We start from the raw sequence: 278 nt of genomic DNA, 5'->3' as shown, positions 1-278 counted from the left end.
ACAGTACTAGGAAAAGCAAACGGCTGGGCGAAAATCAATTACCAAGGAAAAGAAGGGTATGTGTCGTTAGAGTTTGTGAAGTTAGAAGCAGGAAAACAAGAAGAAAAGCCAGCGGAAAACATTACGAATGGAACGCAAGAAGTAGGAACGATCAATGCGACAAGTCTCCGAGTAAGAAGTGCGGCGAATACAAGTAGCTCGGTTCTAGGAAACTTAAAAAATGGTGAAAAAGTAACAGTACTAGGAAAAGCAAACGGCTGGGCGAAAATCAATTACCA

1 protein-coding gene is annotated in these 278 nt (G+C 41.7%); it reads left to right on the top strand.

Going from position 1 to position 278, the window contains the following annotated elements; all coding sequences use genetic code 11:
* A partial coding sequence (locus tag JDS95_RS30710; RefSeq protein WP_199691066.1) for an SH3 domain-containing protein occupies positions 1-278 on the top strand: 278 nt, incomplete at both ends.

Source organism: Bacillus cereus group sp. N24 (assembly GCF_016483345.1).
In the GTDB taxonomy this organism is placed as follows: domain Bacteria; phylum Bacillota; class Bacilli; order Bacillales; family Bacillaceae_G; genus Bacillus_A; species Bacillus_A toyonensis.
This window is presented reverse-complemented; position numbering and strand designations above follow the sequence as displayed.